Genomic DNA, 22,068 nt, shown 5'->3' on the forward strand with positions numbered 1-22,068 from the left:
GGGTTGATCAGGCCCCACTGCGCCCAGAAACCATGGCTGCCAACAAGCCTGCCGCCAAGACGACAGAGACCACGACGTCCACCGCCACCACACGCCCGATCTCGGTGTTGTAGCTGCCGACCCACAGCGCAATGAGCACAAAGCTGGAGGTGCTGACCAAGCCCAGGGCCAAGGCCAGCACTCGCCACGCGGGCATGATCAAAGCACCGAGCATCAAAGCGGCCAGCAAGCCGAAAAGAACCGCGCGATGCTGCAACAAAATGGCGATGTTGGGGTCGGCCACCGTGGCACCGTACAAGCGCTGAAGGCTGGTGACCCCCAAGACGCCCGCGACGGGCAAGAGATGAATCAAGCCCGCGATGAGCAAGGCGGCCAGCGAGAGGTAGGTCATCAGGCGTCCCTTACGTTGGTGTTGCGTGCGCATCCGGCCCACAGACCTGCACGACACCCACATCATGACCACTCCGGGGCTCGCCCGCTTTCAAGAAGTGCCTGTGTTGCCCCGCATTGCGGTGGGCGCTGCCAGAGCCCTGTACGTAGAGCCTGGGCTGAACCTCTCGCCCCATGTGAACGCAACGGTGACGGTAGCCCTGGCACTGCAAGGCTCCTTTGGCTTGCGGCTGTGGGGGCGCGAGAAAAAGTGGTCTGAGTGGCAGACGCTGCAGGCGGCCTGCATTCCCGCACAAACGCTACACCACCTGCGTGCTGCTGGCCCCATGGTCTTTCTGTATCTGGACCCGCTAGCGGATGTATTGCCCAACCCCAGCCCAAGTGCCTTGAGCCAGGGCCGCGCCAGGCTGCTGGCACTGCCTCAGCCCTTGGACCTTGACAACGCCTTTGCAGCCATGGGCTTGCAAGCCCAGGGGCCACAGGACCGGCGCATCGCCAGTGTGGCTCGGGCGCTTGATCGCCAGCCTGACCAATTCAATCACCTTCGCGAAGCGGCGGCGATGGCTGGGCTTTCCGGGTCTCGCTTCAGAGCGCGGTTTGCCAAAGAGGTGGGTCTGCCCTTCCGGCGCTACCGGCTCTGGCGACGCATGGCCGTGGTCATGCGCGAGCTGGCAGCAGGCCACAATCTGACGACCGCCGCCATGGCGGCCGGCTTTGCCAGCGCCTCGCACCTGAGCAGCAGCTTCAAACAAATGTTTGGCTTGGCCCCCAGCGCCCTCGCGGCCTTGGGGGTGGAGATCGACTTGTCAGCGGACCCGGCCGGCTTCGTGGGCTAGGCGCGCAGGCGACAGTGATCCAGGCTCGCGCGAGACTGATTGCTGGCCCGCAGCGAGAACTATAGTGCTGTCACCCTGCGTGAGATGCGCAACCGCTCAGCCTTCCCCCTCATCATGCCCCACACCCTCCGCCCCGCCACGCCGCAAGACATTCCATCCATCGTCGCACTGATCCGCGAGCTGGCCGAGTTTGAGCACCTCAGCCACATGGTGCAAACCACGCCCGAGAAACTGCACCCGCATTTATTTGGCGAGCGGCCCGTGGCCGAAGCCGTGGTGGCCGAGGTGGCGGGCGAGGTGGTGGGCTTTGCGCTGTTCTTCACCAACTTCTCGACGTTCTTGGCGCAACCGGGGCTGTACTTGGAAGACCTCTACGTAAAGCCCGCCCACCGCCAGCACGGCCTGGGCCGCGCGCTGCTGACGCATTTGGCACAGTTGGCCGTAGCACGCGGCTATGGCCGCTTTGAATGGAGCGTGCTGGACTGGAACGCCAATGCCATCCGCTTCTACGAAGGGATGGGCGCGACGGTGATGCCGGATTGGCGGGTGTGCAGGGTGACGGGGGAAGACTTGTTAAGAATGTCTGCAAGCCATTGATTCCAAGGAATCAAACGCACTTTATTCACTACTCGCGAATAGCGAATGACGCGCCACGCCAGGGACAGGACGCACGCCACAATCAGCCCACATCTCGCCTTCCAGCCCCAAGACATGATGGCCTCGCCTCGGCTGAGCCTGGCCGGAGGGCAGTACCCACCAGCGCGCTGTGGCATGCTGACCTGACGACTCAGCCGCAAACTCAGCCCCCCTTATCGTCGCAGGGGAATACTGCTGTTGAACCTCACCGAGCCCCGCAAGGTCGATCCGTTCGCCGAACACCGGAGGTCATAGTCAACTGCAAATCTAGCGGGTTCTCGGCCTACGACGGGAATAATTTCAAGGACTCGAAACGTGCCTTGTAGAAATCCGCTGTTGCAGTTGGCCCCTCTGTCGTTAACGTCAACACTAGGTACGCTCTGGGTCTCTTCGTCCACCTCATCGGTGCTGTAGAGGCGTGTTTCTAGAGGCCGCCCTGAGTTCAACCAAAACGCGATACTGCTGTCCATGCCCACGGTGCTTGTGGTGGTGTCATCGTTAGCGATACTGACATATTCGGCCCCAACCCCAACCAAGTTGTCGGAGACATAGGCCGAGGTCACATTGGGTCTAGGAACGATCAATTGCGCTTGCCCCTGTCCGACCAAGCCACCCTCCTGGCTTTCCAAATAATGAACTAAACCTGATTTCAAGGCGGCGTCACCGTAAGCCGTCAGGGTCACTCGCTTGATCGACTCTCGGCCATCAATGGCCGTGGCTTTGACCTCTGCAACCACCGGTGCTTTGCCCCCAGGCACTGTTTCGGTCAACCGAATCTTGGTGACCAAGGAATTCGGGCTCTCAAAAGTGACCTTAGGGCCAGAAATCTGAGTCCACTGAACCGTGCGAATCAACTCGGCAACGCCTGGCGTCAAGCTGACGCGAAAGCCGGCACCGCCTTCCAGCAAGCTGGGGTTAGGTGGGGTATTTGGCCAGGTTGACAAACCAATATCACCCGACGTGTAGACATCCCAATTGCCATTGGAAAAATATGAAACCTGACCTGTCCGCAAAGGTATTTCAACGGGCTGGCCGAGATCAAACAAACCGCTGGAGCTCAATGCCAACTCGAACTTTCCGCCATATTCAATATTGACGAGCGGTCGGATGATGGTCCGGGCACCTTTCGTGGTGATTTCCGCTGGGATATCAATATAGGTCTTGGGCATATACCATGCCTCAGCATCGATCACTTGCCTTAATCTAAATCGGAGTGATTGCCCAGGGGCAAGCTCCTGCCTGAACTGCACCACCAAGGACTTTTTGTTCTCCCAAGCGACTGACTCTCCATCGGCAAGGATGTCGAACTGACCCCCAACTTCCTGAAGCTCTCCCAAGTTCGTCAGAGTAGAGTATCCATCGGTCCAAAGGCGTCCAGCGCCATAACTCAGCCAGTCGGCGCTTGATGAATACTCATAGACCCCGTCACCAGCACTATCCATCTTCACACTAAAGGATCGCTCCGCACCTTTATTGCCTGGCGTAAGAATGATCTTGCCTCTGTCTCCTATCACTTCAGCACCACCCTCATTGGGAAATTGAAGTAGATATGCAGATAAGCCATTACCAAAGCGAAAATCGAAACGTCCCCTAAGTGCCTCACTCTGAACCTGAAGTGATCCGGACATGGTGGTCCGTGCCAAATCATGTTGAATCAATCGGGTGAGATTAGGTAGTTTGATGTACTCGTTAATCGATGTCACCTGCCCGGTTTTGGGGTCAGTCACATTGATGGGTATGCGCAAGTCGTCTAGCGCACTCGGTGAGATATCCGTCCGGACTTGGAAGTCCTCAACGATATTGCTGAACCTGAGTGAGCCCGCCAGCCGCGCCGAGACAAGGCCCGTGCTGGTATCAGGAAAGAGCAATGGCTGGGGGAAGCTGATCTCCCCTGCCGCAGAGCCTCGACGGCCATCCTGAAGCTGGGTGATGCGAACCTCAACGCGGCCGACCACGTAAGAGGTCAACTCCGGTATCCAGCATTGCTCAAACACGACCGAGAGCTTGTCGCCTTCACTCAATTTGCCGTCTTTGTTGTCATCGTCCCAACGCATGACAGAGGTCGATGGGCTCGAGCGGCTGTTGGCGCAGGCCTTTGTGCTGCCATCTGGCAGCTTCCGGGCAGACTCCTTGATCATGGCTACCGCCCAGTCCCCCAAGCTGACGGTGAGCGTCGCACTGGAAAGTGAAAGGGCCGTCACCGCAGGTACTGTTTCGGTGGTCAAAGCCAAAGGCTTTTGCCTTAACTCCGCCAATGAAACTGGCGGCGCCTCTTCAGTGTTTCCTCCACCGCCCCCGCAGCCCCAAAGCGACATACACAGCATCAGTGGCACGGCCACATTACGGAATACTTTCACCACAATCCTCCTCTTGTAGTCGCCATTCATTTGGGTCGACTTTCCTTGAATCAGTCGTAGTTTAAGGGGGCATGACTTCCCGCCTTAGATCTTTAGCCTTGACGCCATACCTCGGCACTGGCAACACGGCGTTCTTGGCCATTGCGCCCACAAGTCTGGTCGCACAAGGCAGGCTGAGATACTTGCACCCTGGCGCCGCCATTTGCCGCGCCCACCATTGCCGCCATGCACAGCCTCACCCCCACCCACCTCCTCCACTCGGCCTCGGCCGGCTTTGAAGCCGCGCTGCAGGTCGGCATGCTGCCTGAAGGGCACCGCTCGCGGCGCTTGCATGGGCACAGCTTTTTTGCCACCGTGCGGGCGGCCTTGCCTGCGGGCTGGGCGCCGTTTGCGGGCGGCGAGGTGGCCGAGTTGCAGCGCCGCATCGAGGCCTGCACCGCGCCGCTGGACTACGCCCTGCTCAACGACACCCTGCCGCAGCCCACCGATGAAAACCTGGCGCGCTGGATCCGGGCGCGGCTGCAAGACGAGTTTGACGTGCCCGGCATCCACCAAGTGGGTGTGCAAAGCACCCCGCATTGCGGCGTAGATTTGGATGCCGCAGGCCACGCCCATGTCTGGCGGCGCTATCGCTTTCAAGCCGCGCACCGCCTGCCCCATGTGCCGGCCGGTCACAAGTGCGGGCGCATGCATGGCCACGGCTTTGAGGTCATCTTGCATGCCAACCAAGATGTGGGCGGGCGCGACATCGGCATTGATTACGACCACTTGGACGAGCTGTGGGCACCGCTGCACTTTGCGCTGAACTACCACTGCCTCAACGAGATCCCCGGCCTAGAGAACCCCACCAGCGAAGTCATCTCGGCCTGGCTGTGGCGGCAGCTCAAGCCGGTGCTGCCCGAGCTGAGCTGGGTCACGGTCTACGAGACGGGCTCTTGTGGTGCCAACTTTGACGGCACGCACTACCGCATCTGGAAAGAGCTGACCTTGGACAGCGCCATTCGCCTGCGCCATGCGCCTGAAGGCAGCCCGCTGTCGGCCATCCATGGCCACACCTACACCTTGCGCCTGCACCTCTCGGCGCCGCTGGATGCGGTGATGGGCTGGACCGTGGACTTTGGCGATGTGAAGACCCAGTTCGACCCGATCTTCAAGGCCATTGACCACCGCCCGCTCTACGAGATTGCCGACTTGCCCGATGGCGACGCCATGAGCCTGGCCCACTGGGTGCTGGCCAAGGGCCGCGCTGTGCTGCACGAGCTGGACCGGGTGGACCTGTATGAAACACGCGGCTGCGGGGCCATCGTCAGTGCCCAAGATGAGACCGAGCTGGTGCCGGTGTAACCCTAGAAGCAACGGAATCAATGAGGATATGAGATGACCTACTCGGTCAAAGAAATGTTCTACACGCTGCAAGGCGAAGGCGCCCAAGCCGGGCGAGCGGCCGTGTTCTGCCGCTTTGCCGGCTGCAACCTCTGGAGCGGCCGCGAAGAAGACCGCGCCCAGGCCACCTGCAGCTTTTGCGACACCGACTTTGTGGGCACCAACGGCCAAGGCGGCGGCAAGTTCAACACGGCGGAGGCCCTGGCCGACGCCGTGGCCGCGCTGTGGCCGGGCGCCACCGGGGGCCAGCGCTATGTGGTGTGCACCGGCGGCGAACCCTTGCTGCAACTGGACGACGCCGCGATTGAGGCCCTGCACGCGCGGGGCTTTGAGGTGGCCGTAGAGACCAACGGCACGCAGCCTGCTCCGCCTGGGCTGGACTGGATCTGCGTCAGCCCCAAGGCCGACGCCGAGCTGGTGCTGACCAGCGGCCACGAGCTCAAGCTGGTTTACCCCCAACCGCTGGCCCCCCCCGAGCGCTTTGCCCACCTCAACTTCCAACACTTTTTCCTGCAGCCCATGGACTCGGTGCTTAAGCGCCAGCACACGCAGGACACCGTGGCCTACTGCATGGCCCACCCGCAATGGCGGTTGGGGGTGCAGATGCATAAGGTGGTGGGCATCGAATGACAAACCCAAGGGAGAACCCATGAAGAAGACACTGAGCCTTGCCCTCACCAGCTTGATGCTGGCCCTCAACTGCCATGCCGCGCCAGCCAGCCAAGCCTCCGTCGAGGAACTGCTGGTCGTCACCAAGTCCGAGAGCATGATCGATTCGGTCTACGCCAATCTCGACCAAATGATCGCCCAGTCCATGCGGCAGGCGACGCAAGGCGAGAAACTGACCGCCGAGCAACAGCGCGTGATGGAGGCCTTGCCGGCTAAGTTGGTAGCCTTGTTCCGGCAAGAGTATTCGTGGGCCACGATGAAGCCCCAGATGATCAAGATCTACATGGAGTCCTTGGAGCAGGAAGACGTGGATGACCTGCTCGTGTTCTACAAGAGCCGGGGTGGCCAAGCCTTGATCAACAAGATGCCCGTGGTGATGCAGAAGTCGATGCAGTTGTCGCAATCCATGCTGCAAGCCATCCTGCCCAAAATGAGGGCGACCATGATGCAGGCCATCGAAGAGGCCAAGGCCGCGAAGTAACCGCACGCGGGTCTATCAGCGGGATTTCGATAGGCCCCAAGGCCTTGCGGCGCATCTGGGGGCAGCTATCCTTCACGCCTTGCTCACAAGGCTCACAAGGATCGCCGCCATGCCCACCCCGCTGACACGCTTTTGCACCCCCACCCTCTTGGCCGTCGCCGCGCTGGCCGCCCTGGCCAGCCCGCTGGCGCAGGCCCAAGCCACCCAGAGCGCCGCCGCAGCGCCCGCCGATGAACGCTATGTCTGGGACTTGACGCCGCTGTTTGCCACACCGGCAGCGTGGGAGGCCGAGCGGCAAGCGGTGGTGGCCGAGTTGCCCAAAATGCAGGCGCTCAAGGGTACGGTGGCAACGGGTGATGCGGCGGCTTTGCTCACGGCCTTGCAGGCGCAATCAGCCTTGCGGCTGCGCTTGAGCCGCCTGGGCGTCTATGCCTCAACCCAGCAGAGCACCGACAATCGTAACGCTCAATATCAGGAGCGTGGCAATTTGATCCGCGCCGTCTTTGGCCAGGCCGCCGCCGCCGGCGCGTGGCTGGCGCCGGAGATTCAGGCCCTGGGCGCCGCCAAGGTTGAGGCCATGCTGGCGACCGAGCCTCGGCTGGCCCCGCATGCGGTCAACCTGCGCAACACCTTGCGCCAAGCCCGCCACACCCTGAGCGCCGAGACAGAAGCCGCACTGGGCGCGATGAGCCCCGTCTCCCGCGCCGCCGTGCAGGCCCGCACTTTGTTGATGACCTCAGACATCCGCTGGCCCAGCGTCACCATTGACGGCAAGCCCCAAGAGGTCAACCCCACCAGCTACGGCCCGCTGCGCGAGCACCCCGACCGTGCCGTGCGCGAGCAGGTCTTCAAAGCCTTTTATGGCCAGTTGGGCCAGTTTGAAGGCAGCTTGGGCCAACTGCTGAGCAGCCGCATGCAGGCCGGCACCATCGAGGCCAAGCTGCGCCAGCACAAGAACGCCATCAGCGCCAATCTCTCGACCCACCAGATCCCTGAGGCCGTGGTGCGCACCTTGGTGGCCCAGGCCAATGCCGGCTTGCCGGTGCTGCACCGCTACTTCAAGCTGCGCCAGCGCATGCTGGGCCTGCCCGACCTGCATTACCACGACATCTACCCGGACCTGGTGAAGCTGGACAAACGCTTCAGCCCGGAAGAGTCCGCCCGCCTCACCACCGAAGCCACGCAAGTGCTAGGCCCCGACTATCAACGCCACTTGAAGGCGGGTTTGAGCGCGCGCAGCATGCATGTATTCCCAGCACCAGGCAAATCCTCTGGCGCCTACAAGACCGGCGTCTATCGCATGACGCCCTACGTCTTTTTGAACCACCACAACACCTTCAACAGCGCCAGCACCTTGGCCCACGAATGGGGCCACGGCGTGCACAGCATGTTGGCGGATGAAGCCCAGCCCCCAGAGACCGCGGGCTACTCGTTGTTCACCGCCGAGGTGGCCTCCATCACCAATGAGGTGCTGCTCTCCGAGATGGTCAAGGCCCAGGCCAAGACGCGTGAAGAGAAGCTGTTCTACCTGGGCCATGCGCTCGAAGAGATGCGCGGCACCTTCTTTCGGCAGACCATGTTTGCCGAGTTTGAACTCGCCGCCCACGACGCGCTGGAGCGCGGCGAAGCCCTGGGCGGCAAGAAGCTGACGGCCCTCTACTGCAGCCTGCTGCGCAAGTACCACGGTGCCGACCAAGGCGTGATGCAGATCGACCCCGCCTACTGCACCGAGTGGGCCTACATCCCGCACTTCTTCAACCCCTTCTACGTCTACCAGTACGCCACCTCCATGACGGCCTCGTCCTACTTTGGGCAAGAACTGCTCAAGGGCCAGCCCGGCCTGCGTGACAAGTACCTGGGCGTGCTGCGCGCGGGCGGCGCCAAACCGCCTTATGAGCTGTTGCGCGACGCCGGCGTAGACCTGGCCAGCCCCGCACCCTATCAAGCCCTGCTGGCGCGCATGAGCGCCACCATGGATGAGATGGAGCGGCTACTGGCGACGCGCTGAGCCCGCGCACTGGGCCACCCGCACAGCCCAGGCGCTCACTGAACCACACAGTCCAGAGGTCAGAGGAGGACACATGATTCAGCACAGGACTCAGAGCGAGCTGTTGCGCGCGCGCTGGTGGGCGAGAGCCACGCTGTCCGTGGTTCGTTGGGCCATGGCAGGCTGCATGCTCAGCTTACCGGTGGTGGCCCTGGCAGCCCAGCCAATCCCTGCAGAGGCGTTTTTCAGGCCACCCGCCATCAACAAGGCGGACCTATCGCCCGATGGCCGTTATTTGGCCTTTACCCACCAAGCCGGAGGGCGCGTCGGCCTGTTCACCATCGATCTGAACCAGAGCGTCGATGATGTCAAAAAGGTCGCCCACTTTGCGGACGCTGACATCCGGAATTTTCAGTGGGTCACCAGCAGCCGCCTGATCTACGACGTCTACGACCTTCAATCTGGCAGCGGAGCGGACCGACGTGATGCACCGGGGCTGTTTTCGGCACAGTTTGATGGACGCGACGATCGCAAGCTGGTGGAGCGCCGCTGGCGCCCTTCGATCACGGACGGCCGCCCACTGCTTAGCCTGACCTGGAACCACATGCTGTTGCACGTGCCGCTGCCGGGCTCGTCCACAGGCGGCGAGGCCGGCGCACCCGAGGTCATCGTCGGTGAGATGACGTTTGAGGGCAATGACTTGGTGGACCTGCAACCCCTCTGGGTCAACACCCACACGCGTCGAACGCGGGCGCTGAAGGTGGCGGGGCTTTCGGAGCGGGTGATCCGCTGGTGGTTTGCACCCAACAACGTGGCCAAGATGGCGCTGAGCCGCAAAGGGGGGCGCGACACGCTGCACTGGTTCCACGAACCCCGAGACGGCCACGAAGGCCGCTGGGTCAAACTGAGCGAAGCACCTACTCATGCCTTGCCCTTCAAGCCCATTTGGGTGGGCACCGGTGACACGCTGTTTGTGGCTCACACCTCGGCCGAGTCCGGTGAGCAGGTGGTGTCGCCTTACGACTTTGCAGCGGGCCGCCCCGCTGCGCCGCTGGTGACGGTGCCAGGCTTTGACTTCGAGGGCCAGTTGATCATCAGTGAAGACGGCCAAAGAAGCCTGGGGGTGAGGGTCAACGCGGACGGTGAAACCACCGTGTGGCAAGACCCAGCCTACAAGACTCTGCAAGCGGAGGTTGACCGCGCGTTGCCTGGCCGTATCAACCGCATCCAATGCCGACGTTGCACAGCGCCCGATGCGGTGGTGTTGGTGAAGTCATGGTCTGACACCCACCCCGGCCAATGGCTGCTGCGTACCTCCGACACCAACTCGGGTCAAAAGCGGTGGCAGACCCTGGTGGCCAATCAGCAGCCCGGTATCGACCCCGCGCGCATGGCGACGGTGGAGTTCGAACGCATCAAGGCGCGGGATGGCCGTCAAATCCCCGTCTGGCTGACCCGACCTGCGAACACCACACCCCAGCAAGCCTTGCCCGCTGTGGTGCTGGTGCATGGCGGCCCCTGGGTCCGTCAAGGTGCACTGAAGTGGCAAGCCATGGCTCAGTTTTTGGCCTCCAGGGGCTACCTTGTCATCGAGCCGGAGTTTCGCGGCAGCGCAGGTTACGGCCAGGAGCACCTCGAGGCGGGCAACCGGCAATGGGGCCAAGCCATGCAGGACGATGTGAGTGATGCGCTGCTGTGGGCGCGTCAACAAGGCATCGCCAATGACAAAGCCTGCATTGCCGGTGGGAGCTACGGTGGCTACAGCAGCTTGATGGGGCTGATCAAAACGCCGGAGCTTTTCCGGTGCGCCTCAGCATGGTTTGCGGTGACGGACCTGATGCTGTTTGTCAAAGGCAGTTGGTGGGTGACCGATGATGTCTCCGATATCGGGCGTCAACATCTGCTGCCTGAACGTGTGGGGGACCCAGAGAAGGACCAAGCCATGCTCGTGGCCCAGTCGCCGGTGACACACGCCGATCGGCTCAAAGCGCCCTTGCAGTTGGTGTGGGGTGCCGAAGACCTCCGGGTGCCCCTCACGCATGGTCATCGGCTGCGCAGTGAAATGCGCAAGGCTGGGCTTGAACCGGAGTGGGTGGTTTACGACGGCGAAGGCCATGGCTTGCGCAAGCTGGAGAACCGAGTGGACTGGGCGCAGCGGCTCGAAGCCTTTTTGGCCAAGCACTTGAAGTAAAGCTCGGCGGCGGCCGCCAAACCTCACTCAGGTCCGTTGAAACACGAGCAAGAGGTTGTTGGCCGGCATGGCCTGGCGGGCTTGCAGGTGCAGGCCCACGGCCCGGGCTTCAGCGCACACCGCCGCCAGTGTGCGCAAGCCCCACTGCGGGTTGCGCGCGCGCAGCTCGGCATCAAAGGCCACATTGCCCGGCGCGGTGGGCTCACCCTCCACCACATAAGGCCCATAGATCAGCAGCAGGCCCTGTTCACGCAGATGGGCCGCAGCGCCCTGCATCAGGCCCGCGCAGGTGGCCCAGGGTGAGATGTGCAGCATATTGGCGCAGTAGAGCGCGTCGAAGGTCTGCGGTTCAAAAGGCCAGGGCTGCTGCAACACATCCAAGCGCATGGGCGGGCGCACTTGGGGCCATGGGGCGCAGCGTGCGGCGATGGCCGGCAGGGACTCGGGGGAATAGTCGGTGGGCTGCCACTGCCAGCCCGGCTGGGCCGCCGCAAAGTGAGCCGCGTGCTGGCCGGTGCCGCTGGCCACTTCCAGCACCTGGGCTTGGGCCGACAGCAGGGCCTGCAGCCGCTCCAAGATGGGCTGTTTGTTGCGGTCCGCGGCGGGGCTGAAGGGCAGGTCGGCAGGTTGGTTCATGGCGATGATGTAAAGACCCGGATGATTGTGAAGCGGCATCACAGGCCCATGCGCAGGCGGCGGTCCTGCTCCTCCAGCCGCGTGTCTTCAATTTCACGCAGCACGGCTTGCAGGTCCACGCTGTGGGCATCGGGCACAAAGCGGCCGGTCAGGGGCGTGTCTTGGCTGAGCATGCCTTTGGTGTAGAGATGCCAGATCTCTGGCCCATAAGCCGTGGGCAGCAGGGCGGGGCAGAAGCGGCCAAAAAAGCTGCGCAGATTGTCGACATCGCGCAGCAGCATGCGAGCGGCGTGGTTGTTGCCAGCAGCGTCCACCGCCTGCGGCAGGTCGATGATGACGGGGCCATCGGCAGCAAGCAGGATGTTGAACTCGCTCAAGTCGCCGTGCACCACGCCCGCGCACAGCATGCGCACCACCTCGGCCAGCAGTGTGGCGTGGTGTTGGCGGGCCTGGTCGGCGCTGAAGACCACATCGTTCAGGCGCGGGGCGGCGTCGCCCGCCTCGTCAGCCACCAGCTCCATCAGCAGCACGCCTTCATAAAAGTTCAGCGGCTTGGGCACCCGCACCCCAGCCGCGGCCAGGCGGTAGAGCGCATCGACCTCGGCGCTTTGCCAGGCCTCTTCTTGGGCTTGGCGGCCAAAGCGCGTGCCCTTGGCCATGGCGCGGGCCTGGCGGCTGTTCTTGACCTTGCGGTTCTCGGTGTAGTCCACCGCTTGCCGGAAGCTGCGGTGGGTGGCTTCTTTGTAGATCTTGGCGCAGAAGGTGTCCTCGCCTTGGCGCACCACAAAGACCTGGGCTTCTTTGCCGCTCATCAGCTGGCGGACCACGCTGTCGATGAGGCCTTCTTCGATCAGCGCTTGCAGTCGCTTGGGTGCTTTCATCGGCGGCATGGTACGCCGCCTGCGCCTTCACAAGATCTTGGCGACCTCGAAATGCATGCCATCGCGCCGGGTGAAGTGGCCACCCCAGTAGAGGCCAAACTCATGGGCCACCGGCACCAGGGCATAGACGCAGCCCTTCTGGCCCCCGGTCGCGGGCTGGGCACCCAAGGGGTTCCACGCCACATTGATGTCAAAGGCGGTGGCAAAGGCATGGTTGGAGAGGATCTGCCGGTCCGCCCCGCCGCGAATGAAGCGCGCGTTCCAAGCCCCGCCATAGCTGAGGACATGGTGGAGCAAGCCACGGTCTTCCCAAGCCTGCCACAGCGCCTGCACCTGGCCCGCCACCTTGCGGTGCAGGCGCACCTTGCCGCTGCTGGGCCCGCCGGTGATGCCCATGAGCTGGGGAATCACCACGGTGGTGAGCTGGCTCGCCTCCCAATCGTTGGTGATGCGAATGGCCTCGGGGTTGCTGGCGGTGGGGGCGGGCACAAACGCCAGCGGGCCGAAGACGGCCTGACGCTCGCTGTTGCTGGCCAAGGGCGAGAAGTCTGGCAAGGCGGGGAAGACAGGCTCATGTTGGCTGTAGTCGGTCAGCTCAAAGCCCAGCAGGGCCGCTTTGCCGTAGGTCTGGTTGCCCACCAGGCCGTCGGCGTCCAGCTTGTGGCGCTTTTGAAAGCCCAGCGTCGCGTCCCGAGTAGCCGCATCGAAGTGGCCGGTGTCGTTCACCAACCAGCCTTGGCCGCGCAAAAACACTTGCCACTGCACCACCAATGGGCCGGTGGAGCCTAGCTTGAGTAAAGGCAACATGGTGACCCCCTGCGTGCTTGGTTGGGCTTGACTCTAGCCACTGGCCGCGCCGGCCGCATCCCCCATATGGTGGGCGCTACCCCCCAGCATCAACCCCGCGCAAGTAGATGCACCAATACACCCCGGCCACCAACACGCTACCACCCACCAGGTTACCGGCGATGACCGGCACGAGATTGCCCAGCATGTCGCCCAAGCTCAAGGGTGCACCCAGCAGCCAGGCCAAGGGGAAGAAGTACAGATTGGCAATCGAGTGTTCAAAGCCCGCCGCCACAAAGGCCGTGACGGGGAAAACGATGGCCACCACCTTGTCGACCACGCTGTGCCCGGCCATGGCCATCCAAACCGCCATGCACACCAGCACATTGCACAACACGCCCCGAAAGAAGGCCACGTCCCAGGGCAGATCGGCCTTGGCCTGGGCGATGCGCTGCACCGTCTCGCCCACCGCGCCTTGGTTCAGCCCCCCATGGCCCGACAGCCACACCAGCAGGGCCAAGCCCGCTGCACCCACCGCATTGGCCAAGCCCACCACCGCCCAGTTGCGCAGCAGCTCACCCGTGCTGATGCGCCGCCCCGCCCAAGCCATGGCCAGCAAGTTGTTGCCGGTGAAGAGCTCGGCCCCCGCCACGCTGACCAAGATCAGCCCCAGCGAAAACGCCAAACCTGCCAAAAGGCGGGAGGCCGCAAATCCCTGCATCGCATCGCTGGCCACCAGGCTGAACATCAGGGCGCCCAGGCCAATGAAAGCGCCGGCGAGGACACCCAGCAGCGCCTGGGTCAACAAGGGCAGACGCGCCTTGGTCACGCCCACATCGCTCACGCGCGCGGCAATGTCTTTGGGGGCGTAGGCGTCAAAGCCAAAGGGGTTGGTCATGGTTGGAGGGCGCTGGGCGTGAAAGCACTCACTGTAAGCCCAACACGGCTCAGTGGGCCCTGGCCACCCGGCCCCAGACCAGCAAGGCCAGCACCCCCGTCAGCCCCAAGCACTTGAGCGCCGCGCACAAGGCCATGGCCACTGCCAACAGCAGCTTCACGGCGGCCAAGCCCTCGGTGGGCCAGCACAGCCAGGCCAGGGTCACCGCATCTTCAGCCAAGTCCGCCGCCACCGCCACAGGCAAAGCCCAGCCCAGCTTTTGCAGCAGGGGCGAAGGCCGCTGCCCCACCTGGCGCAGACGTGCGACGCGCGCAAAGGCGGCCACGGCCCAGGCCGCCAGCACCGTTGCGTAGGCGGCGATGAACAGCAGGTCCAGCGCCAAAGCCTTTTGCACCGCGCTGGGGCTGATGCCTGCGGGCAAGGCGGCGCCCATCCACGCTTGCAACTGCCACGCCGCCAAAGCGGCCACTTGGCCCAAGCCGGCCCAGAGCACGGGCGCTCCAGGTGCCAGCACCGCGGCCATGGCCCAGGGAATGAGCATCATGAGCAGGCCTGCCACGGGCAGAGGCCAGGACCAAGCCGAGCGCTGGCCCCAGACACTGGCCTGCGGCCACTGTGCACCCAAGGCCGCAACGCTGGGGTGAGCCTGGGCTTGGATGCGTGGGTCGGGGGCGCCTTCCAGCACCACGCGAGCCGGGTCGCGCACGGCCAGGCCACTCAGTGCCCACCAAGGCGTGCTGCGGGTGCGGCTGTGCACCAGGCCAGAGGCGGTGTCGGGCACGGCCCCCGGCAAGGCCGCAGCCGCTTGCAGCACCTGGGCCTCACTCAGCATCAAGCCTTCAGGGCCCCTCAAACGCAGGCCGCATTGCACGGCTTCGCTGGTGACCCAAGCCAAGGGCCAGCGGGCCAGCCCGGCCTCGTCGCGCCGATGACCGCCACCCACATCGCTGTGATCCCCCCGGAACCAAAGCTGCACCAGGCTGCCCTCGCGGCCACTGCGGCTGAGGTGGGGCCCATTCGGCGCCGCATAGGGGCGCGGCAAGAATTGGGCGCGTTGCTCGTCCAGCGCCAAGGCCTGGCGGACATGGATAAAGGCCTTGTCCGCCACGGTGGGTGCGGCGGTGAACTGGGCCGAGAAAGGCCCAAAGCCCACACTGGCCACGGTATCCCACACACCCACAAACTGGATGTCCACCGAGCGGCTGTCGGCGCTGGTGAACAAGCGGCGAGCTTGCTCGGAGATGGCTTGGCGCTGAGCATCCATCGCGCCCCGGTCCGCAAAGTAGAGGTGCACCAGGGTGGGCACCATGGAGCCCATGTGGGAATCGAGCAGGCCAAACTGGTTGATCAAGCCGGCCACGCTGCGCGCGGTGAAGGCCCCGCGTGAAAAGCCAAAGATGAAGAGCTGGTCGCCCGGCTGCCAGTGCTGCATCAAGAAGCTGTAGCACTCGGCAATGTTTTCATAGACGCCGCGGCCGAAGGCCAAGCCCGCCACGCGCTCAGCAAAGTGCTTGGCACCATCCCACCAGGTCGCACCGGGCAGCTCGCCAGGGTTGCCAACGCCTGGGTCGTAGAACACCAAGCGCGCGGGGTCCGGGTGGGCATGCAGCAGCTCCGCCAGGCGCACCACGTGGGTGTCTTCACGGCCGCCCGTCAGGTTGTTGTTGGTGCCATCGCACAGCACAATGAGTTGGCGCGGGTGGGAGGCAGACATGAGGCACACCTTGCAAAAGTCTGCGCGCTTTGTACTGCATCAGGGCTGCAGCCGCATCCCTTGTTGTGGGGGCCGCGCCCCCTTCAGATGCGGAGCAGCTCGTTTTCCCACCATTGATGCAACCAAGTGCCCAATGCCGAAGGGTCACTCAAACGCTCGGCCTGCAGGTGCTGCTCGGCCACTGCCGCAATGCTGTGGCCGGGCTGCGTCAGGTCCCACAAAAAACCGGCCTCCTCCAGGCTCACCGTGCTGAAGTGCGGCTGCAGCCCGCGCCGCCACACCAGCACGCTGGCGGGGGCCTCACGGGTCACGACCTCAGGCACATCCTCGTCCGCCTCAATGGCCTTCCAGAGGGCCAAGGCATTGGTCTGCTGGCTCAAGAACTGCACCGTGGGGTGCAGCACCGGCCATTGGTTCAAGCAAGCCTCTGCACCGTGTTGCTGCACGCGCGGCAAGTCCCACGCAGCGTGGTCGGCGGCATCGAAGACGGAGCGCAAAGCCCATTCCAACTCGGCCAGCTCGCGCAACACGGGGTGGTCCGGATGGCGCTGCTGCAGATGGTGGGCAAAGCGATGCCCGTAACGCCCTAAATGAGCCCCGCTGGGTGGGTGCTGCTCGACGTAGGCCAGGGTCAGCTCGTCAAAGTAGTCGCTGCCCACATACAGCCGGGTCTTGGCAAAGCTGTCGGCCAGCACCTCTTGCAAGCGGGCGCGGTAGGCATGGTGATAGATCTCCAGGCCGCGCCGCGCCGGCAGCGGCCCGGGGGCATCGACGGCTGCGGGGGCTTGCTCCGGCACGCCTTGCAAGACGATGCCGGCGACCAGGTGTTGGGTGCCGTCCAAAGGCAGCTCAGACTCAGGTGCCGCGGGCCAGCGCAGAGGCGGCACATGGGGTGCCGTCACCACGGTGGTGCTGGCCGGCCTGACGGCCGCGGCAGCAGGGCGTGGTGCGGCGCCGTGGCGCTCAGCCACCTCACGCGCTTGCCCCAGCTCGGCCAGCAGCTCAGGCAAGGGCGGGATGTCGTCATCGCGTTCGATCATGGTGGCGGTGGGGCCAAAGATCTCGCAGGCTTGGGCATAGAGCGCCCAGACTTCGGGGCAGACCGGGTGGTCGTGGGTGTCGATGATGAAGTCGCCATTCATCGAGTGGCCGGCCAGGTGGATCTGGCGCACGCGGTCCACCGGCATGGCGCGCAGATAAGTCAGCGGGTCAAAGCCGTGGTTGACGCTGCTGACGTAGATGTTGTTGACATCGACCAGCAGCTCGCAATCCGCCTCTTGGGCCACATGGGCCAGGAAGTCCCACTCGGTGACGCCCGAAGCGCTGTAGCGCAAATAGCTCGACACGTTCTCGACCACCAAGCGGCGCTCCAGCACGTCTTGCGCTTGGCGGATGTGCGAGACCAACAAGCGAGCGCACTCTTCGGTGTAAGGCAGGGGATAGAGGTCGTGCAAGGGCTGGCCGCTGGGGCCTGTCCAGCACAGATGGTCTGACACCCAAAGCGGCTCGATGCGGTCGGCCAGGGCCTTGACGCGCTTGAGATAACGCGAACTCAAGCCTTTGGCAGAACCGATGGACATGGCCACGCCATGCAGGGCGATGGGATAGTCGCGGCGAAAGCGCTCCAGCATCACCAGCGGCTTGCCGCCATCGACCAAAAAATTGTCAGTGATGACCTCCAGCCAGTCGACCGCTTGGCGACCCGCCTGGAAGTCCGCATAGTGCGGGGTCCGTAAGCCCAGGCCAAAGCCGGGTGAGCGGCGCGCTGACGCGGCCAGGGTAGCGAGAGATTCAAACATGGCAGGCAGCGCGCAGTGGACGGGGCGTCACGCAAGGCCCGGGCCGTGTGGCGCGGGCCTTCGCTGATTACAGGTCGCCAATGGTGCCGTTCTTGTCCAGGCAGGCCTTGGCGGTCATGCCCTTGAAGCCGTGGCCCTTGCAGGCGTTCTGGCCCTTGCAGCTGTGCTCAGCGGTCTTGCAGTCGCTGTTGCCTTTGCAGTCGTGCACGTTGTAGCAGTGCACTTTGTCGTTAGCCGCCACAGCCTTGCCGGCCGAGCCCTTGGGGGCGTCAGCGGCGCCAGCAGCCGTGGCCAACGCCAGGGCGCTGGCGGCCAGCAGGAAAGAGGATGCGGACTTGATGGACGTTGCGTTCATGGTGAGGATCTCCAAGGTTGTCAGTGGTTGATCTGCAGCCAAAGTGTGCTGCGGACCACTGTCTGTCGGGCTTGCAGCCCGGTCCTTACACCACCCGCTCAAAATTTTTTAAGGGGCGTTGAGCGGAGGCCCGCCAGGCTCAGGTTCGAGCCGCCATCATCTGCTGAGGCAGCCATGTGACGATGGCAGGGAAGGCATAGAGCAAGCCCGCCACCAGCACCAGCAAGAAGAGCATGGGGCCGGTGGTGCGCACCACCCAGCTCATGGGTCGGCCCGTGAGCGCCTGCAACATGAAAAGGTTGAAACCGGCCGGCGGCGTGATCTGGGCCATCTCGACCACCAAGATCAGAAACACGCCGAACCACACTGGGTCGATGCCAGCTGCGCGGACCACTGGCATGACCAAGCCCATGGTGAGCAGCACGGCAGAGACCCCATCGAGCACGCTGCCCAAGGCCAAGTAAAACAGCATCAACACCAACAGCAGCACAAAGCTGTGCAGGTGCAGGCCACTGACCCACTGCACCAGCAATTGCGGCACGCCGACCTCGGCCAGCGCCATGGCCAAGAAGGCGGCACCGGCCACCAGCAGTGCCAGCATGCAGTAAAGCCGTGTGGCGCTCATCAGCGCGTCGCGGAAGTTCACCCAGGTCAGGGAGCCCAAGGCGGCAGAGACGATGAGTGCGCCCACCACGCCCATCGCAGCGGCCTCCGCCGGCCGGGCCCAGCCGGTGTAGAGCGAGCCCAATACGATGGCAATGAGCAAGAGCACGGGAAAGAGGTCCAACAAGGAAGCCAGCTTGTCAGCCAAGCTGGAGCGGGCGTCAAACCGTGGCATCAGGTCGGCATTCAGGACCGACCAGATCACCAAATAGGCCATGGTCAGGCCCGCCACCAGCAGGCCGGGCAGCAAGCCAGCGGCGAAAAGCTGGTCGACGGGGACATCGGCCGCCAGGGCATAGACCACCATGATCAGCGACGGCGGAATCAACAAGCCCAAGGTGCCGGCACCGGCCAAGGAGTTGGCGGCGGCCGCGTCGGGGTAGCCGCGCTTGGCCAACTCGGGCAAGGTGCGCTTGCCAATCGAGGTGCTGGTGGCCGCGCTGGAGCTGGACAGGGCGGCAAACAAGGTGGCGCCCACCACATTGACGTGCAGCAGCCGGCCGGGCAACAGGTCCAGCCAGGGCGCGACGCCACGCAAAGTGTCGCGCGGCAGGCTGGTGCGCACCAGAATCTCGCCCATCCAGATGAACAAGGGCAGGGCCGTCAAGGTCCAGGAGGATGCCGAGCCCCAGATGGCCAAGGTCATGACCTCACCCGCCGGCCGGTCGGTGAAGAGCTGCAGGCCCAGCCAAGCCACGCCGGACAGCGCCAAGCCGATCCAGACGCCACCGACCAGCAAAGTCAGCAGGACAAGAATCAACATGGCACTGGCCAGAATCTCATTCATGGCGTGCTTTCAGGCTTCATCCAAATCGAAGTGGGACACCACTTCAACGGGGCGCGCGTCAATGGCACGGCACCATTCATCGAACAGGGCGACGCAAAACACCCCTACACCCAAGGCCATGGCTGATTGGGGCAGCCAAAGCGCGGTGCGGTCGGGCTGCAGCGAAACGCGTCCGCTGACCCAGGAGGTCCAGGCCATCTCAATGGCATACCCGGCCAACACAGCACTCAGGCCCAGGGCCACCGTCAGGCACAGCACCTCGAGGATGCGGCGCTGCAGCGGACCCACCGAGTGCAGCAGCACGGTGACGCGCACATGGTCGCCGCGCTTCAAGGTGTGCGCCAAGGCCAGGAAGCCCGCTGCTGCCACGAAATAGCCCGCCATGGCGTCAAACCCACCAAAGGGCAGAGGCCTAAACCGGTTCAGCAAGCCGGCCAACACCATGGCAAGCGTACCCACCATGCACAGTGCAGCCAACCAAGCCGACGCCTCATAGAGGAAATCAAGCAAACGTCGCATGTAGCGCTCAGTTTACGAGGCTTGAGCCCCGTCAACTTCAGCTTTTATGCATTGCCTGACGACTTCACGAGAGAAAGGGTGGCTTCGCCGCCTCTCAGGTGTGATCTTTGCCCAGCTTGACGCCCACCAGCTCATGGGCCCAGACCCGCCTCAGCCCAGCACGGCTTTGGCGGCCGTCATGTAGAGCGGCAGACCCAACAGGATGTTGAAGGGGAAGGTCATGCCCAGCGACATGCCGAAATAAAGGGCCGGGTTGGCCTCAGGGATGGCATGGCGCACGACGGCAGGAACGGCAATATAAGAGGCGCTGGCAGCCAAGGCCATCAGCAAGACGCCATCGCCCACGGGCAAGCCCATCAGCCATGCCAGGCCCAAAGCCAAGCTGGCATGAACCAAAGGCGCCAGCAGGGCATAGGCCATGGCCCCCGGATGCTGGCCTTTGAGTGAGCCCATGTGGCGGGCCGCCTGCAAGCCCATGTCCAGCAGGAAGAAGGCCAACATGCCCTTGAACAAATCGCCGGAGAAGGGCTGCATCGCCTGTTGACCCGCCTCACCGCTCAGCACGCCCACCACCATGGCACCGATCAGCAAGAGTTGGGCGCCATCCGTCAAGGACTCTCTCAGCAAGCTGCCCACCCCGGTCTGTGGCCCCTCACCCCCTGAGGCACGCCGAGCCTTGTTGGCCAGCAACACCGCCATCACGATGGCCGGCGACTCCATCAAGGCCATGGCAGCGGCCATGTGCCCGCCGTAAGGCAAGCCTTGCGCATCCAGCATTTGAACGGCGGTGATGAAGGTCACCGCACTGACCGAGCCATAGGTCGCGGCCACGGCGGCGGCGTCAAAGTTGTTCAAGAACCGGCGCAGCAGCACATAGCCCATGGCCGGCACCAGCACGGCCAACAACAGGGCCGCGCCCAAGGTCATGGCGACATCGACGGTCAAGCCCGATTTGGCCAGGGCAAAGCCGCCCTTCAGGCCCAGCGCCATCAGCAAATAGAGCGACAAAAAGCGGGCGATGGGCGCCGGGATCTCTAAGTTAGACCGCAGCAAGCCCGCCACGATGCCAAAGACAAAGAACAGGATGGCGGGGTCGAGCAAAGCGTTCATGCGCGAAAAGGGGCTGCCTTTGGAGGGCAGCCCCGAGAAAAAGACACAAGAGTTGCAGCCCGCAGGCTGCGTGGGTTCAGTTCAAGGCTCAGGCCAGCCATCCGAACAGGCTGGCGGTGCCGCCACCCGAGCCCAAGGCCAGCAGCAGGGTAGCGTCGCGCCGATCGCCGCGGCGCCACTCGATGACGGCGGCGGTCAACACAGCCGCCGCCACCGCAAGCCCTGCCCACCAGAGGTCGAAGCCCATGCTCAGTCGTCTCCACCCATGCCGAACAAGGCCAGCAGGCTGGTGAAGAGGTTGAAGATGGACACATACAGGCCGATGGTCGCCAAGACATAGTTGGTTTCACCACCGTTGACGATGCGGCTGGTCTCAAACAGGATCAAGCCCACCGACAACAAGGCCACCATGCCCGAGACCGCCAGGCCCAAAGCCGGGATGTTCATGAAGGCGGCGGCGAGACCTAAGAGCAAGGCCACAATCATGCCCACGAACAAGAAGCCGCCCATCGCGCTGAAGTCGCGGCGCGTGGTCAGCACATAGGCCGACAAGGCCAAGGTGGTGATGCCTGTCACGCCCAAGGCCATCACAACCGTTTGTGCGCCACCGGGCAGCGCCAAGGTGTGGCTGAGCACCGGGCCCAGGGTGTAGCCCATGAAGCCCGTCAAGCCGAAGGTGGCCACCAGGCCCCAGCCGCTGTCTTTGAGCTTGTGCACCGCGAACAGCAGGCCGAACATGCCGCCCAAGGACAGCAGCAAGCCCGGCGCAGGCCAGCCCTGCGCCACACTCAGCCCCGCGACACCGGCGCTGAACAGCAGGGTCATGGACAGCAGGGCATAGGTATTGCGCAGCACCCGCTTGACTGATGCCGCATGATCCGGGCGATCCGCCAGGACCAAACCACCCGCATGGGTGGCGGTGGAAGACGAGGACAGGTCACTCATGGCACACCTCCTTGAAAAGAGCCATTCAATGCTGAACATCATCGG

21 protein-coding genes are annotated in these 22,068 nt (G+C 63.7%); 7 read left to right on the forward strand and 14 right to left on the reverse strand.

Annotated features, from left to right (window positions below; genetic code table 11):
- Nucleotides 1-7: 7 nt before the first annotated feature.
- Nucleotides 8-424, reverse strand: coding sequence for a phosphopantetheine adenylyltransferase (locus tag KAK11_RS02645; protein ID WP_210805854.1), 417 nt, complete (start codon nucleotides 422-424; stop codon nucleotides 8-10).
- 31 nt (nucleotides 425-455) lie between these two features.
- Here KAK11_RS02645 and KAK11_RS02650 point away from each other — a divergent pair, with 31 nt between their 5' ends.
- Together KAK11_RS02650 and KAK11_RS02655 are read left to right on the forward strand one after the other, a co-directional pair.
- Nucleotides 456-1,226: a helix-turn-helix transcriptional regulator gene (locus KAK11_RS02650; protein ID WP_210805856.1), complete on the forward strand. Its 771-nt coding sequence runs from the start codon at nucleotides 456-458 to the stop codon at nucleotides 1,224-1,226.
- Between the two features lie 114 nt (nucleotides 1,227-1,340).
- Nucleotides 1,341-1,823, forward strand: coding sequence for a GNAT family N-acetyltransferase (locus KAK11_RS02655; protein ID WP_210805858.1), 483 nt, complete (start codon nucleotides 1,341-1,343; stop codon nucleotides 1,821-1,823).
- Nucleotides 1,824-2,035: 212 nt separating this feature from the next.
- Here KAK11_RS02655 and KAK11_RS02660 read toward each other — a convergent pair whose 3' ends face one another.
- Nucleotides 2,036-4,249 (reverse strand): hypothetical protein, encoded by a 2,214-nt coding sequence (locus KAK11_RS02660; RefSeq protein ID WP_210805860.1) that lies wholly within the window; start codon nucleotides 4,247-4,249, stop codon nucleotides 2,036-2,038.
- Nucleotides 4,250-4,444: 195 nt separating this feature from the next.
- On the opposite strand from KAK11_RS02660, the gene KAK11_RS02665 reads away from it, so the two are divergent.
- From KAK11_RS02665 to KAK11_RS02685, 5 genes are all read left to right on the forward strand, one after another.
- Nucleotides 4,445-5,563 carry a 6-pyruvoyl trahydropterin synthase family protein gene (locus KAK11_RS02665; protein ID WP_210805862.1) on the forward strand — a complete coding sequence of 373 codons (1,119 nt, stop codon included), beginning with the start codon at nucleotides 4,445-4,447 and terminating at the stop codon, nucleotides 5,561-5,563.
- A gap of 33 nt (nucleotides 5,564-5,596) precedes the next feature.
- Complete coding sequence (gene queE, locus KAK11_RS02670; protein ID WP_210805865.1) at nucleotides 5,597-6,232, forward strand: 7-carboxy-7-deazaguanine synthase; 636 nt, start codon at nucleotides 5,597-5,599, stop codon at nucleotides 6,230-6,232.
- Between the two features lie 19 nt (nucleotides 6,233-6,251).
- Entirely contained in the window at nucleotides 6,252-6,752 is a 501-nt protein-coding gene (locus KAK11_RS02675) for a DUF2059 domain-containing protein (protein ID WP_210805867.1), read from the forward strand.
- A 109-nt stretch (nucleotides 6,753-6,861) separates the two neighbouring features.
- Nucleotides 6,862-8,760 carry a M3 family oligoendopeptidase gene (locus tag KAK11_RS02680; protein WP_210805869.1) on the forward strand — a complete coding sequence of 633 codons (1,899 nt, stop codon included), beginning with the start codon at nucleotides 6,862-6,864 and terminating at the stop codon, nucleotides 8,758-8,760.
- A 73-nt stretch (nucleotides 8,761-8,833) separates the two neighbouring features.
- Nucleotides 8,834-10,930, forward strand: coding sequence for a S9 family peptidase (locus KAK11_RS02685; protein WP_210805871.1), 2,097 nt, complete (start codon nucleotides 8,834-8,836; stop codon nucleotides 10,928-10,930).
- A 27-nt stretch (nucleotides 10,931-10,957) separates the two neighbouring features.
- Here KAK11_RS02685 and KAK11_RS02690 read toward each other — a convergent pair whose 3' ends face one another.
- The 12 genes from KAK11_RS02690 to KAK11_RS02745 all read right to left on the reverse strand — a co-directional run bounded on the left by KAK11_RS02690 (nucleotide 10,958) and on the right by KAK11_RS02745 (nucleotide 22,023).
- Entirely contained in the window at nucleotides 10,958-11,566 is a 609-nt protein-coding gene (locus KAK11_RS02690; protein WP_210805873.1) for a DUF938 domain-containing protein, read from the reverse strand.
- Nucleotides 11,567-11,604: 38 nt separating this feature from the next.
- The gene (locus tag KAK11_RS02695; RefSeq protein WP_210806636.1) at nucleotides 11,605-12,447 is read right to left on the reverse strand and encodes a PA4780 family RIO1-like protein kinase; all 843 of its coding nucleotides are present in this window, start codon (nucleotides 12,445-12,447) and stop codon (nucleotides 11,605-11,607) included.
- A gap of 27 nt (nucleotides 12,448-12,474) precedes the next feature.
- Nucleotides 12,475-13,254: a M15 family metallopeptidase gene (locus tag KAK11_RS02700; protein ID WP_210805875.1), complete on the reverse strand. Its 780-nt coding sequence runs from the start codon at nucleotides 13,252-13,254 to the stop codon at nucleotides 12,475-12,477.
- Nucleotides 13,255-13,330: 76 nt separating this feature from the next.
- Nucleotides 13,331-14,131: a formate/nitrite transporter family protein gene (locus KAK11_RS02705; RefSeq protein WP_210805877.1), complete on the reverse strand. Its 801-nt coding sequence runs from the start codon at nucleotides 14,129-14,131 to the stop codon at nucleotides 13,331-13,333.
- A gap of 49 nt (nucleotides 14,132-14,180) precedes the next feature.
- Nucleotides 14,181-15,845: a T6SS phospholipase effector Tle1-like catalytic domain-containing protein gene (locus KAK11_RS02710; protein ID WP_210805879.1), complete on the reverse strand. Its 1,665-nt coding sequence runs from the start codon at nucleotides 15,843-15,845 to the stop codon at nucleotides 14,181-14,183.
- An 83-nt stretch (nucleotides 15,846-15,928) separates the two neighbouring features.
- A complete protein-coding gene (gene bufB / locus KAK11_RS22135; protein WP_210805881.1) occupies nucleotides 15,929-17,644 on the reverse strand; it encodes an MNIO family bufferin maturase in 1,716 nt (571 codons plus the stop codon).
- Between the two features lie 67 nt (nucleotides 17,645-17,711).
- Complete coding sequence (bufA2, locus tag KAK11_RS02720) at nucleotides 17,712-17,999, reverse strand: BufA2 family periplasmic bufferin-type metallophore (RefSeq protein WP_210805883.1); 288 nt, start codon at nucleotides 17,997-17,999, stop codon at nucleotides 17,712-17,714.
- Nucleotides 18,000-18,138: 139 nt separating this feature from the next.
- Nucleotides 18,139-19,449 carry a TRAP transporter large permease gene (locus tag KAK11_RS02725; RefSeq protein WP_210805885.1) on the reverse strand — a complete coding sequence of 437 codons (1,311 nt, stop codon included), beginning with the start codon at nucleotides 19,447-19,449 and terminating at the stop codon, nucleotides 18,139-18,141.
- Between the two features lie 9 nt (nucleotides 19,450-19,458).
- Nucleotides 19,459-19,968 (reverse strand): TRAP transporter small permease subunit, encoded by a 510-nt coding sequence (locus KAK11_RS02730; RefSeq protein WP_210805887.1) that lies wholly within the window; start codon nucleotides 19,966-19,968, stop codon nucleotides 19,459-19,461.
- A gap of 150 nt (nucleotides 19,969-20,118) precedes the next feature.
- On the reverse strand, nucleotides 20,119-21,078 hold the full coding sequence (locus KAK11_RS02735) for a sodium-dependent bicarbonate transport family permease (RefSeq protein ID WP_210805889.1): 960 nt from the start codon (nucleotides 21,076-21,078) through the stop codon (nucleotides 20,119-20,121).
- Between the two features lie 88 nt (nucleotides 21,079-21,166).
- Nucleotides 21,167-21,325, reverse strand: coding sequence for a hypothetical protein (locus tag KAK11_RS02740; protein ID WP_210805891.1), 159 nt, complete (start codon nucleotides 21,323-21,325; stop codon nucleotides 21,167-21,169).
- Nucleotides 21,326-21,327: 2 nt separating this feature from the next.
- Nucleotides 21,328-22,023, reverse strand: a complete 696-nt coding sequence (locus KAK11_RS02745) for a Bax inhibitor-1/YccA family protein (protein ID WP_210805893.1) — start codon at nucleotides 22,021-22,023, stop codon at nucleotides 21,328-21,330.
- Between the last annotated feature and the right edge of the window lie 45 nt (nucleotides 22,024-22,068).

Source organism: Ideonella paludis, from assembly GCF_018069865.1.
In the GTDB taxonomy this organism is placed as follows: domain Bacteria; phylum Pseudomonadota; class Gammaproteobacteria; order Burkholderiales; family Burkholderiaceae_C; genus Ideonella; species Ideonella paludis.